Origin of the sequence: Kribbella monticola (assembly GCF_003261635.1) — a bacterium.
Lineage (GTDB): Bacteria > Actinomycetota > Actinomycetes > Propionibacteriales > Kribbellaceae > Kribbella > Kribbella monticola.
Window position 1 is genome coordinate 182,374 of record NZ_QFXK01000010.1, and the last position, 13,448, is coordinate 195,821.

Annotated in this window: 8 protein-coding genes and 1 pseudogene; 7 read left to right on the forward strand and 2 right to left on the reverse strand. The window is 65.4% G+C overall.

Annotated features, from left to right (window positions below; all coding sequences use genetic code 11):
* Positions 1-3: 3 nt before the first annotated feature.
* The 5 genes and pseudogenes from DIZ26_RS06915 (at position 4) to DIZ26_RS38775 (ending at position 5,215) form a co-directional block, all read left to right on the forward strand.
* Positions 4-1,095 (forward strand): tetratricopeptide repeat protein, encoded by a 1,092-nt coding sequence (locus DIZ26_RS06915; protein ID WP_112238853.1) that lies wholly within the window; start codon positions 4-6, stop codon positions 1,093-1,095.
* Positions 1,085-1,567 (forward strand): nucleotide exchange factor GrpE, encoded by a 483-nt coding sequence (locus DIZ26_RS06920; protein ID WP_112238854.1) that lies wholly within the window; start codon positions 1,085-1,087, stop codon positions 1,565-1,567. Before DIZ26_RS06915 ends, DIZ26_RS06920 begins: the two co-directional genes overlap by 11 nt.
* 1,462 nt (positions 1,568-3,029) lie before the next feature.
* Positions 3,030-4,205, forward strand: a complete 1,176-nt coding sequence (locus tag DIZ26_RS06925) for an SAM-dependent methyltransferase (RefSeq protein ID WP_157979617.1) — start codon at positions 3,030-3,032, stop codon at positions 4,203-4,205.
* Positions 4,198-4,818, forward strand: a pseudogene (locus tag DIZ26_RS38770) (fatty acid desaturase family protein); the annotation flags it as partial. The gene DIZ26_RS06925 and the pseudogene DIZ26_RS38770, both read left to right, overlap by 8 nt.
* Positions 4,819-4,924: 106 nt before the next feature.
* Positions 4,925-5,215 carry a fatty acid desaturase family protein gene (locus DIZ26_RS38775; RefSeq protein ID WP_112238856.1) on the forward strand — a complete coding sequence of 97 codons (291 nt, stop codon included), beginning with the start codon at positions 4,925-4,927 and terminating at the stop codon, positions 5,213-5,215.
* On the opposite strand, the gene DIZ26_RS38780 is transcribed toward DIZ26_RS38775, so the two are convergent.
* Both DIZ26_RS38780 and DIZ26_RS06945 read right to left on the reverse strand, forming a co-directional pair.
* Positions 5,209-7,548, reverse strand: coding sequence for an NACHT domain-containing protein (locus DIZ26_RS38780; protein WP_112238857.1), 2,340 nt, complete (start codon positions 7,546-7,548; stop codon positions 5,209-5,211). The genes DIZ26_RS38775 and DIZ26_RS38780 overlap by 7 nt on opposite strands.
* 26 nt (positions 7,549-7,574) lie before the next feature.
* Positions 7,575-7,958: an RIP homotypic interaction motif-containing protein gene (locus tag DIZ26_RS06945; protein ID WP_112238858.1), complete on the reverse strand. Its 384-nt coding sequence runs from the start codon at positions 7,956-7,958 to the stop codon at positions 7,575-7,577.
* 654 nt (positions 7,959-8,612) lie between these two features.
* Here DIZ26_RS06945 and DIZ26_RS06950 point away from each other — a divergent pair.
* Entirely contained in the window at positions 8,613-9,542 is a 930-nt protein-coding gene (locus DIZ26_RS06950; RefSeq protein ID WP_198675955.1) for a hypothetical protein, read from the forward strand.
* A 530-nt stretch (positions 9,543-10,072) separates the two neighbouring features.
* Entirely contained in the window at positions 10,073-13,084 is a 3,012-nt protein-coding gene (locus DIZ26_RS06955; RefSeq protein WP_198675956.1) for a DEAD/DEAH box helicase, read from the forward strand.
* Positions 13,085-13,448: the final 364 nt, after the last annotated feature.

Here is a 13,448-nt window from a genome sequence, read left to right on the forward strand (position 1 = left end):
GTTATGACGGACACACTGGAGCTGGTCAACTTCTACGAGCTCCTGAGCATCGCGGAGACCGTCGATGATGAGACGGTCAAGCGGGCTATCCGGGAGCAGCGGCGGGCGTGGAACAAGCGGGCGGCCCAGGCCGATCCGGTCAAACGTGCGCAGGCCGAGCAACGCATCCGCGATCTGGCGGAGGCTGAGCGCGTCCTGCTCGACCCGGCCAAGCGGCGTCGCTTCGACGAGCAGATCAGGACGGCACGACCGCGGCAGGTCGAGCCGGCTAGTACCGACGACAAGCATCGTGACTGGCTGGTCGCAGCCCGGCAATACTTCGAGCAGAACAACGCCCATTCGGCGTACTACGCGGCCCGCGAAGCCATCGCGGTGAATGGGGCGGATCATGAGGCCTGGTCGATCCGGGCCAACTCGTCGTTCCTGATGGGCAAGTACGGCGACGCGGAGTTCGAGTTCAACGAGGCCATCCGGCTGCAGCCGAACAACGCGGGATATCACTTCGACCTGGCCGAGGCCTACGCCGCGCGGGGGCAACTGGTTCCGGCGTTGAACGAGTACGAGATCGCCTTGCGACTGGAACCCGGGGATCCGGTGTATCGCACCGCGATCGCGAACATCCTCATCCACCAGGGCGCACCTGAGAAGGCGCTCGAACTGATGGAGGCGGTGGTCAAGGAGTACCCGGCCGTCGAGTTCTTCCAGTACTACCTCGCGCTGGCGCTGCACGATGTGAATCTGACGAAGTGGTCGCGGATGCAGGGCGGAACATACATCCTCACCTCGGAGGCGCAGATCAGGGTCACCCAGCAGATGTCCGGACGAGCCTTGAAACTCAAGTACGACGACAAGGCGCTGCGCGCATCGCTGACCGAGAACCTCGACTTGGCCGAACGGGCCGAGCAGGTGAAGTTCTTCCACTCCAGTCTCGGCGGCTGGGCGCTCGCCGCGTTCGTTGGGCTCCTGCTGATCGCCTACAACGGCCTCGGGATCCTGATCATCGCCGCTGTCGTCACGCTGTACGTCGTGCTTCACCGGATGCCGGTCTGGAAGCACAACGCGAAGCTGCTCGGCATCGCCCGTCATGGAGTCTGAACGCACGAAGCCGTCGCTGGCGGAGCTTCTCGACGAGATCTCCGGGTTGCGTGACCTCTTCCAGCGTCGGCTCCTCGAGGACAAGGTGAAGGACCGGCAACTCGATGAGCTGTACAAGCAGCTGGAGGGCAGCCGCGGGGGCTTCGGCGAGCAACTGCTCGGCCCAGTGTTCCGAGCCGTGCTCCTAGTCGTCGATCGCATCCGGTCGTTGGTTCCGCCAGAAGGCGATGAAGCGTTGGAAAGTATCGCTGACGAGCTGCTGGAAATCCTGCGGCGGCAAGGAGTACGTGCCGTTCCTGAGGAAAGCTCCTTCGATCCGCGGCTGCACGAGGCTGTCCGCAGCGAACCGGTAGACGGCCACACTCACGGCGACGTTCTCGACGTGCTCAGGCCGGGTTACCTGCTTGGCGCTCAACTCCTCCGCCCGGCTCAAGTCGTGGTCGCATCGTCCAAGCTGGACCAGCCGCGCTGATGATCTCGGCCGCCATAGCCTACAGAAAGAGCGTGGATCGGCATGGCTCCGAAATGTCCCCACTGAGATGTGCAGATATGGCTTCAAGAGACTGTCCAGAAGCAGGACGGTTCTTATGGCCGGTACGAGTGCCGGTCCCAGGTCTGTTCGACGTCCCGACGCGATGGGCGTGGAAGGCTCAAGGGTGCTACCTCGCGTTACGTGCGATCGGCGGGCACGACTGAAGGTGAATTCTGGCAGGTCGCGGTGTTCGATAAGCTCACCCGTGGGACATGCGACCAGGCCAGCGATGGTTCGCGCGGACCTTGACTCTGGGCGACACCCGTTGGGCACGCTGCGGACGACAACTTGCTGTCACACCGCCAGGATCACCTGTGCGTCTGCGCGATCGCGGCGAGCATGTGCGTCGGCGACTGCGGCAGGCGCACGCAAGTGCCAGCGCTGGACCACCGTGACAGACTGCGTCGCGGGTCCGTGACCACGCCGCTCCAACTACCGGATCTGCCGAAATCCGGCTTCCTCGAGTTTCGAGGCTCCACTTGGCCGAGGCGACGGTGATCTTGATGCAGACGTGTCATGAGACAACCGCTTGAACCGCCCTCCTATCCGCAAGCCAATGCGGCGCGCTAACCAACCGCTGCCGAAGCTAGTCGACGCCCTGGATGAGGCTGGTCAGCCCGGCTCGATCCTCGTCCGTCCACCCGTCGGGGCGACGTAACTGTTTGCAGTAGTACACCCAAGTCAGCGTGCCAGGGCTAACGAGATCCCGGGCGCCATGGACGTCCCGTGCAGCAGTCCGGGGCGGTGGCGCAGTTGATGGTCTAACCGGGCAACTCATAGAACCGGGTCCAGTCCCAAGAACTTGGACCCTCACAGTGTCCGAGGGGGTACACGCACCTTAACCACACGCCTTGAGCTTGAGCCGGAGATGCTCGAACGATCGCCCCGAGACTGATCAGTTGCGCCGAGCGCGGAGCAGCAATCGGGGACTCGCGTTCCGCCGGCTGTACAGGAGGAATAGGCGAAGCTGATTCCAGGATCCGATTCGCCGACCATCAGGTCGAGTTGGCGCCCGAGGGACCTTCTCGAGGCCGTGCAACCTGCCCTCGCGTGCGACCTCGTTGCGTGCTGATGATCGGAATCGATCAGGTCCGCCGTGTCGTCCTCGTCCAGCAGGGTCTGTAGTGCTGCCCGAACCTCACTTCGATCGTCAGTTGGGGTCGAGCTCGAGGTCGGTGGGTGGGTTCGGTATTCAGTTCCGGATCTTGCTGAGCGGCCATTCCTCAGGTTCTACTTGAGTTGCGGAGGGCGACTGCCCGGCGGGATTCGGGAGGAATCACTCAAATGCTGGAATCAAGTGAGTAATGCCAGCCCGGACGAGGGCCGATTGGGATGGCGGCTGCGACCGGGACCGATGCCTAGCATACGGGTGCGGTCCGAACTATTCTCCCGATTGCTTCCGGTGCTCGCCAAGCGTCTGGATATTCAATTAATTGATTCAAAGGAGATGGCCGCGGCGGCCCGGCCATCAGACTCTCACAAAGTGGTCATTCACTCCGCCGAGGCATTCTACGGCCGGCTGGCTGCCGGCGGGATCCGCGGGCTTGGGGAGTCGTATCAGGACGGGGCATGGGGGGCGGAGGACCTGGTAGGGCTGCTGTGCCGCCTCCTGGCGGCCACCGACAGCAGGCCCGGTGCCTGGTTGCGCGCTCTTCGACCTGTTGTCTCCCAGCGGCGAGGGGATGGCGATGCCTACTCGCTCGCCGGCGCGCGGCAAAGCATCAGTCACCACTACGACCTTTCGAACCTCCTGTTCGCGCTGTTCCTGGACGAGTCGATGACCTACTCGTCGGCCCTCTTCGAGGTAGGCGACGACGGGCGGCTGCTGGCGGATCGAGGTTTGCTGGCGGCCGCCCAGAACCGGAAGTACGACCGTCTTCTGGACCTGGTGAAGGTTGGGCCCGGGTCCCGGCTGCTGGAGATCGGAACGGGCTGGGGCGGTCTTGCGATTCGGGCCGCGGAGCGGGGAGCGCAGGTGCGCACCGTCACGATCTCGGCCGAACAACTGAAGTTTGTCCAGCGTCGTGTCCGGGAATGCGGGCTGGAGTCGCGGATCACGGCCGAGCTGCGGGACTACCGAGAGCTGGGCGCCGGACAGTACAACGCGATCATCAGTATCGAGATGATCGAGGCGGTCGGCCAGCAGTACTGGCCCGCCTACTTCGAGGTGCTCGAGCAGCAGTTGGCGCCTTCGGGGCGGATCGGGCTGCAGGTCATCACGATGCGGCCGGATCGCTTCAGCAGCAGCCGAAACTCGAGGACCTGGGTCAACGAGTATGTCTTCCCCGGCTTCAAGCCACCGTCCGCGCCCGCGCTCGCGGCAGCTCTGCGGCAGCACTCCGGCCTGACGATCGTCGATCGGATGGCCTTCGGGCCGCACTTCGCCGAGACGCTCCGGATCTGGCGCGAAAGCTTCGCCGATGCGGCGGACGAAGTACAGGCGCTGGGCTTCGGTGATGTCTTTCAGCGCACCTGGGAGTTCTACCTCGCCAGCTGCGAAGCGAGTTTTCGGGCCGGGCATTTCGACGTCAATCAGTTCATCCTGGCCGGCCGCGACGCGGGGGGCTCCGATGGCTGACGAAACAGCGCCACCTGCCATTGCCCGGGGCACCTACCGGGAGCTGCGCTCGCTGGTCCGGCAGGCGGGTTTGCTCGAGCCGCGCACTGGCTACTACGTCCGCCGGATCGGTACGAATCTCCTGGCCTTCGCTCTGGGGGTGCTGCTGTTCGCTGCGGCGGGCGACTCGTGGTGGCAGGTGCCGATCGCCGCCTATCTGGCGATTGTCACCAGCCAAATGGCGATGATCGGCCACGACGCGGGCCATCGTCAGATCAGCCGATCGAGACGCGCGAACAATGTGCTGGGCTACCTCCACCTCAATCTCGCGGCCGGGGTCAGCCATGGCTGGTGGAACGAACGGCACCGGAAACACCACGCGCATCCGAACGATCCCCGATTCGATCCCGATATCAGCAACAGCGTCATCGTGCTCTGGGCAGATGAACGGCGCCTGTGGACCGGCCGATCGTGGGTGTCGAAGTACCAGGCTGTCTATTTCTTTCCGCTGCTGTTTCTGGCCCAGGGTTTTGCTTTGCATTTCAGTCACTTTAAGAATCTGAGCAAGCTGCCGGGCCGCGCCGTACTCATCGAATCGGCGCTCTTGGCCGTGCATGTGGCCGGCTATTGCTCGGCGCTCATGGCGACAATGTCGCCGCTGAAGATCGCTGCCTTCACCATGGTCAACCAGGGGATTCGGTGCGTATATCACCGGGACGGTTGCTCCGAATCACAAAGGAATGCCTGTCTGGCCGGAAGGGGCGCGGACGGACTACCTCCAGCGCCAGACGGCGACCGCCCGGAACATCCGTGGTGGTCGTGTCATCGAGCGCGCGTTCGGCGGCCTGAATTATCAGATCGAGCACCACCTCTTCCCGACCATGCCGGTGTGCTGCCTGAAGAAGGCGAAGCCCATCGTCGAGCAGTACTGCCGGGAGCACGGGCTGGCATACGCCGAGACCGGCCTCGTCGAGTCGTACTCGGCGGTTCTGCGGCACCTTGCGGAAGTGACGAACCCTTCTCGTCAGTGACGGGCCAGCCGTCGCTGGAGCTCGGCATGCCGGAACTGATAGACGGCGCCCGACTGACGCAAGACGCCCCGCCCGGTGTGCGCGTCCTTGAGGAACGCGATCAGCCGCCACGGCAGTCGTCCTGACGTGGCGAGCCAGACGCGGACGATCATGAAGCCTCCCCACGTCGCTTGGAAGAAGGCGAAGGCACAGCCGATGCCGATGAAGAGGGCGACACCGACTCCCAGCCCGAAGCCGGCCCCGCTGCGAGATCCGTTGAAGGGGTCCGGCGGGCTCAGCGCGGTGTTGAGGCCGATGGTCGCGCACAGCGGCAGCGCCAGTGCCAGGGAGACCAGGAACGTGCTGCGGTCCCGTGCCAGAACGACGGCCGGCGAGTTCGCTTTGGCGAGGTCGGTTGGGGTGGCGGCTTCGTAAAGGCCACCGGCCAGCCCGCCGGTCACGATCGCTAGCGCTCCACCGATCATCGCGGCCCCCGCATGGATGGTGAGGGACACCACGATCGCGAAGAGACCGCCACCAACTGCTCCGACTGCGAAGCCACGCCACGACCAGCGCAACCCACGGGCCGGTGCCCGGCGATTCAGTAGGTTCGCGCACAGTCCCGCGACCAGGCCGAGCGCCACGCCGTTGATTAGGTAAGAGCCGTCGCCGATCGATGTTCGCACCGGATCGGTGAAGCCGGCGCGCTCGTAGAACGCGATCGCCAGCTCTCCGCCCAGCGCGCTGACCAGCCCGACGCTGAAGCTGCTCATCGGTGCCGAGACGATGCCCACGGCAACACCACCCGCCACGAAGGCGGCGACATACGTGTTGCCCGGACCCGCGCCGAAGACAAGGAACGCGATGAACGCTGCCAACTCGCCACCGAGGATGCCGCCGGCTAGCGCACGGGACAGGCCCGGCTTGGCGGGCTTGACGCGTCCGCGGATCACCAGCCCGATCGCGAGCGTCGTGATGAGGCCGACGCCCCAGCCTCGCCAAGGGATCGTCAGGGCTCCGGCCACGGCTGCCACCAAGCCGACCAGGAGCCCGACCGTCGGGCGCGGTGCGGCTCCGGTGAGATGCCACCAGGCGATGTCGGTGGTGCCGCCTTGACGGTGCTCCAGATCGCGGGCCAGGAAGGTCAGCCACCGCTGGGCCTTGGGGGCGCTCCAGCGGTTGCCTTTGAGGTTGTCCGGGTAGGGCCGGTAGGCGGCCGGAATGAACTGGTCGAAAAGATGTTCTTCGACCGCTGTGCGCGTGGCGAAGACGTCTGTATCGAGCAGTTCGGCAGGGCTGCGCGGAACCTCGGAGATCAGCTCGTCGACCCTAGGGTTGTAAATGGCGCGGGCCAGCGACGCCATCAGCGGCGTCGTCAAGGTCTGAGCGAGTGCACCCCGGTCGTCGGCGGCGACAGCGGCCGCGATGTCCGGCCACGGCGTATCCGCCTCCGGGCCGCCGGCGGACTCCGTGAGGTAATCGATGATGACCGCCGGATCCAGCGGACGGAGCTCGACGCCGGCTGCTCCGGCGAGTTTGGTCTTTTGAGCTCCGGCGGTGCTCAGCGCCTGGCTGTAGAGATCTGTTCGGCAGGCCAGAACCAGTCGCTGCCCGGACTGCAGAGCAGAGTTCATCTTCCCCAGCGCGGAGGTGAGCAAGTGCGTCGGCATCTCGTCGAAACCGTCGAGAAGGGGGAAGATCAGTCCGGCCTCGAGCAGCCCCCGGGCGAGTGTCACCGGGGGGCCGTGCTTGAGCTTGGTCGCGAGGGCGGTGTTCTCGGTGCACAGCCAGCGTTCGATCCAGCCGTACAGGTCGTGCTCCTCGGGATCCCAGGAAGCGAGTGGGGCAAGGACCGGCACGGGGCCGCCCGGCTCGCGCCGTTCCAGCAGGTCGAGAATCAGCCGGAGCAGAAGGATGGTCTTACCTGATCCCGGTTCACCGAGGACCACGAGCCGGCCGGTCGGGACCCGGGTCAGGGTGGCGAGCAGATCCGGTCCCGAGCCGGCCAGTTCTTCAGGGCCGGCCGCCCAGGACTCCGATCCGCCGGAGGGCCAGCCCGGACCGCTGCTGGCGATGCGCTGGATCGTTTCCCAGCCGGCCACCAAGGCCGGGTCCGCCGCCTGCCAGCTCACCGGGAGGGCGTACGGATCGTCGAGCTGGCGCCAGGTCGCTTCGTATCGCCATTGCCGACGGACAGCGATGGCCAACTGGTCGGCCGTATCGGTGATCTGCTGGCTCCGTGTCCTGCGCTGGGCGCGGACGAAGGTGTTGTGCTGTGTCGCGTAGTCGCCGACGATGAAACCCTGGGAGTGCGATATCTCCACTTTCGGGCTTTCGTCGGAATGCTCCGGCATCGATCTCCTGCTCAGGAACGGGCCCGTCAGCCGGCGCCGAAGGTGTTCGACTGCTGATTGTGATCGCCGACCTGGAAGCCTTGGCTGTCGCGGATGGTCACCGCATACTTTCCCTGCGCGGCGCCGGGCGGATCCACCAGCTCCATCAGCGCGCGGGCGGCGCGGAGGATGTCCTCGTCCTGGCCCGCGTCCACCTCATCGAGCGCCTTGCTCAGGGGCAGGGCCCATGTCTGCGGGTCCTCGGAGTAGGCGGTCAGTGCCAGTGCTGCCTTGTCGTTCCCCTGAAAGCGAGCGGCGACGAGCTCCTTGAGACCGGAGTAGGCGTCCTTGATCGCCGAACCGGCGGCATCGCCGATTCCTTTCAGTGCGCCGGCGGCCAGCGCCCCCAGGATCAGTGAGATCGGATCCATTCCTGCTCCCCCCACGAAGGAGTGCTCAGCATGCCATCGGCAGCAGAATTAGTCACGCCTCCCGGCGGACAATCATGTCGCAGGCATATTCGACTCCGTTCTCGTTCTGCAGGTGCCGCGCAGCGCGCTGAGCGCCCGAGGTGGTTCGGTCGCGGGCGAGTGACTTGGCCAGCGGCGACTCGTTCGCCCCAGAAAGGCTGGTCGGAGAAGGTCGGCCAGACGACGAGGGGTCGGGCGTCCGGCGCGGAGTCCCGCGGCAGCCGAGTGCGAGGCTGCCGCTGCCTACGTAGATCGGTGGTGGACCTGCGGCGAGAAAGTCTGTGAGTTCGGTGGCGGTGCCCACTGCGGGTCCTTGTCGAGGAACCAATAGCCGGTTAGGTGCACGGTGGGTGGCCAGTCTGCAGGGCGTCGCACCACGTGGCGGCTGAAGGCGCACAGGATGAGGTCGGCGCCGGCCGAGCGGGTGAGAGGAAGCAGCGGTAGGTCAAGCTCCGCCGCCGCTGGCGTCTTCCCCTCACAGGGCGTGTCCCGGTCGCAGGTGTCTTCCGAACTACCTAGCCTGGACTCCGGGCCGACGACAACCTGAAGTCAGCCCACCCGACGTGAGAATGCGACCGACACTCCGCGGCACAGTTCTGGGCGAGGAGGGACCGGGTGGCACGTATGTCTACGCCGAAGATGGGAGCCGCGGTGGCCGTCACCCCGGTGCCCGTGGACGCCGTCGAAGCGATGAAGTCCGCCAGGTCGGTAGCGAACAAGCTCGATGCTCTGTTGTCCAGCTCCCTGGCACATGCCGGTGCTGCGCACACCTGCCGCTGGCATCACGTCAAGGCGATCGGGCTCACGGACGCTCAGCGTGCGGCGGTCGCCTGGATCATCGCCGAAGAGGTCATGGAGAGTCGTGGCGGGCGCTCCCGAGTGAAGCAGCTCTGGCTCGACTCGGTGACCACCGGCACGAAGTTGATCGGGGGGGACCGGGATCTGCTGGCCGCGTTCGTGAACGACGTATTCGGGGTGCCAGGTAAGCCGAAGTCCCTCGATCACCTGACTGGACACGTCGGGGAGTGGCTCTGGTATCTCCACGCTCGGGATCTGCTGGATCCGTCCCGCACGATCTTGCGGCTCGAGCCGCCCAAGTTCACCGTCACGGAGCAGGGTGCGGACGGCCTGGTGCTCTACACGGAGACGGGCACCGGCACCACGTTCTTCCGGCTCTGGGAGACCAAGAAGCACACGGGCGTCGGCTCGATATCGAACGCGACAGGCAAGGCCTACACCCAGGTGTCCAAAAGGGCCGAGGAATACCTGGCCAAGTTGACGGCACCCCTGTCGCTGAGCCCTGGGGCGGTCGGCGATCTCGGCAAGGAACTCGCCGACCTGTGGATCGACGGCGACCCGCGTGCGGGGGTAGGAGTGAGCGTCGCCTCCGACAAGGTCCCCCCGCCGAATGCGTGTTTCACCACGATGGGCGGTCATTTCATGAAGTTCGATCAGCCCGGCCAGCTCGAGGGGCTACTCGTCAGCGTCGAGGAGCTCGATCAGATCGCTGTCACTGTGAGGGAGTACTTGTGGACCGCGCTCTGAAGGCAGAAGACCTGGCCGACGCGCTCGGAAGCGGTCACCCTGACGGTGCGCTGCCGACAGTCGACGAACTGATCGACTTGATCGCGGAGATCGAGGTACGAGCCTTCGTCGGTCCTGGCGAGGTCGACGACGCAGTGCTGGCAGCCGCTTGGTACCTGCACGCTGTTGCTTCCGCCGCGAACGCAGAGGGCCTCTACACGCCCGTACGTCAGCAGCGGGCCTTTCGGGTCTCGGCGCACATCTTCGATCTCGCGCTGGGAGCCGAGGGACGGACGGCCGTCGAGCGCTTGACGTTCGCGTTCGCGGCTCAGGTGGGGTACCGACGCTCTGACCTTGATCCGAACGCCACGGCGATCTGGAGGCGTGTCGACGCTGACCTGGCCGACGTGGCTCCGGGCGACCGTGAGGAGCGTGGCGAGGTGCTTGTCGTCCCGTTCACCGAGTCCGCCTCGATCGGACGGTCCTTCTCGTTGATGGCCATCCGTGCCGGCGTCGCGTTCCTCGGCCTGGACTTCAACCGGGTCTCGGAGTTGCTGGTCGGCTGGAAGCGTCAGATCACTGCCACGCGGGACCTGATCGAGATGGACAGCCTGGTCACGACGATGTTCGGCCCGGGCGAGCAGATCGTCTCCGCGGTGGAGGACCTGGTGATCTTCCTTCGCTACGGGTATGGCTCACGGCTGGCGGAGGCTCGTGCGGCCTTGCGTTCGGTCGTCGATCTGACGGCAGGTGAGGGTGATCATGACGCGCGCTGGGTGGCGGCACACCTGCTGGCGATCGCAGACGGGATGGAGACCGCCAGCATCTGGCGCGTCCTGCCGCCCGGCTCGCCTGATGAGCTCGCACAAGCGTTCACCATCGGCAGTCCGCCGGTGCTGACCTTGTGGCCGCCCCAGCGTGATTTGCTCCGCCGCACCGAGCTGAATCCCCTGGATCCAGCGACAAAGCGACTCCTGTTGTCGGTTCCGACCAGCGCAGGCAAGACTCTGCTCGCGCAAATCATCATCTGCCACCATTTGGCCACTGGCAGCGGTGACGTCTGCTACGTGACTCCGTTGCGGAGTCTCGGCCGGGAGATGCGTCAGGCACTCGCGAGCCGATTGCGCATTCTGCAGAAGGGCCTCGGGGACGACCTTCCAGATTTCGCGTCACTGGACCTCAACGAGTTGCTCCGGTTCTTCTGGTCTGGCAGCAACACAGTCGAGATCATGACACCGGAGCGTCTCGCCCACATGCTGCGCCGCGATCCTGACGGTGTCTTGTCCCGCTTCTCGATGTTCGTCATCGACGAGGCGCACCTGGTGGCACAACCCAACCGTGGATTCCTGCTGGAATCCCTTCTCGCCTTGCTCGCGACCACCGACACCCGACTTGTCCTGCTGTCCGGGGTGATGGGCAACGCCAAGCAGGTCGCGAGCTGGCTCGACGACAGCAGCGAGAGCGTCCTGTTCTCCTCGTCCTGGCGTGGTCCGCGGCGGCTTCACGGCATCCTGAACTCGACGATTCTGTGGGACACCGAGCGTGTGAGCAGCACCCGGTCGAAGTCGCATCCGCTGCGCAAGGACTACGACGTCATCGGCACCTTACGGATCAAACCGGCCGAGGCATCAACGCGTGAGCTGTGGACCAGAAGAGACTCTCCGCTCGGCGCCAAGCGCTTCGAGTTCGCGCCAGATGGAACTGACCGGCGCAATGTCAGCTCCGGGACTACACCCTTCTATAAGATTTGTGCCACTGCGGCCCGCGTGTTCCTGCACGCCGGGAGCCTGCTGATGATCGTCTCTCGCCGGGACTACGCTCGCGGCGCGGCCGAGACGCTCGCCGCGCAGTTGCCGGACAGTACCCGGACGGGTGATCTCGTCGATTTTCTCGTCGAGCGGATCGGCGAGGAACACCCTCTCGTGGGCTGCCTTCGCAAGGGTGTGGGGTACCACCACGCCGGACTGCCTGTCGACGTTCTGGACGCGCTGGAGCAGGGGGTCCGCTCCGAGAAGATCGTGGCGCTGGTGGCTACCACGACGCTCACCGACGGCGTGAATCTCCCCGTGCGGACCGTGCTGATCTCCGAAACGAGATTCCCGACCCAGGACCCGGCGCAGCACTTCGATCCGGCACGTCTGCTCAACGCGGTCGGCCGGGCGGGCCGCGCTGGACGCGAAACCGAGGGCTGGATCATCCTCGCGCTGCAGCAGAAACCCGAACCCGCGGACTTCGATCAGTTGCGGCCGGCCGACGAGGATCTCGAAATCCAGTCATCGCTGATGTCCGAGAGGGCTGTGGAGCAGCTTGCCGAGGCCGAGGGCCTGCTGGCGGCGAGTGCCGATGCCATCTTCCAGCTGGCCGACAGCGCAACCGCGGACTTCGCGTCGTTTCTGTGGTTCGTCTTCTCGGCACAGCAGCGGCTGGAAGAGATGCTGACGAGCTTCCACATCGCCGGCGCCGTGCAGCGGCTGCTCGGTTTCGCTCAGATGCCCCCGGAGCTGGCCGAGCGCTGGCTGGCGCTCGGACGACGTGTCCGCGAAGCGTATGACCGGACCCCTTCGGAGAGCCGGCACCGCTGGGCGACCGCGGGGACCTCTCTGGGAAGTGCCCGTGCGTTGGAGAATGTCGCGACGGCCGTTGCCGTTGAGACTCACTCGGCTCACCCGGTCATGGAAGGTGAGGGCACGAAGCAGACGCTGTCCGTCGACGAAACGCTGGAGATCTTCGCATCGGTGGATGCGTTCGGGGCGTTGCTGGCCCTGCCCGAGTGCGGCAAGGCGTGGACGTTCAAGTCCACGGTCGGCAGCAGGTCGACTTTGGTCGTACCACCTGTGCCTGCGCTGAAACTCTGGATGGGTGGCCTCGACGTCCCCTCCCTGGCCGCGGAGCTTCTCCCTACCGTCACGAACGCGGCCTGGAGGCTCGAGCAGACAGTTGATGCGATCAGCGGTGCGTTCGAACACTTCTTCAGCTGGACCGTCGGTGCCGTGATCGAGCAAGCGAATGTGATCCTCGAAGAGATCGAGTCACCTACGCGACTGCCACAAGACCTGACATACATGATCAGGTATGGAGTTGACACCCAGCAGGCCATCGGGCTGCTGGGGCGCGGCGTTCGCTCTCGGCGCCTGGCCTATGTGGTGGGACAGCGTGCGGCATCCGACGGCAGGCAACTCGAGCAGGTCGTCGACTGGCTGCGGCTGCTCCACATCGAGGGGTGGATCGAAGAGTTCGATGCCACGCCGCGTGAGATCGAGGATCTTGCCGACGTTACCCGGGATGCGTCGACCGGTCTTCTGCGGCAGTTTCTTTCGTCGTCAGAGGCATCCGCGAAGCTTCACGTACCGATGGAGCCGGCCCCGTCCGCGCCGCTGGCAGTGACGCTGCGGATCGTCGACGCGCATCTACCTGTCGAGGTTTGGACAGTAGGTGATCGAGCAGACCGCGTCGGCATTATATCGGCCGCACACCACTCCGATGTCTTTGCCCTGACCAGTGCGGGCCTGACATTCTCGGCGTTGACGGATGGCTCGGCGATCACCATCCGAGCCGACAGCTGATTATGCCTAGTCCGGGCAGACCGATCCGGTGGCGTACGTGCCGAAGACGTCGCGAGCATGAAGTAGCCCAATTGCGGCCGTTCGAGAGCGTCTTGTTGGCGTACTCGCGGAAGTGGCTGGCATCGAGCCGGTCGAAGCTCACCTCCACTGATGTGGCACCGGAGGGGATGTGCGCGCGCCGGGTGGTGGGATTCCGGCGGTTGGTGCCAGTAGTCGCCGGCGACGGCGGCGGGCAGCAAGTGGTAGCAGGTCTGTGCCACGTAGCCGCCGTGATTCGTGAACTGGAGGTAGTAGTTCGTCGTCGTTAGTCGGGGGCTGGCGTCGGCGGTGGTCGCGACGGCGACGGCGAGTCCGGCTGCGGCGA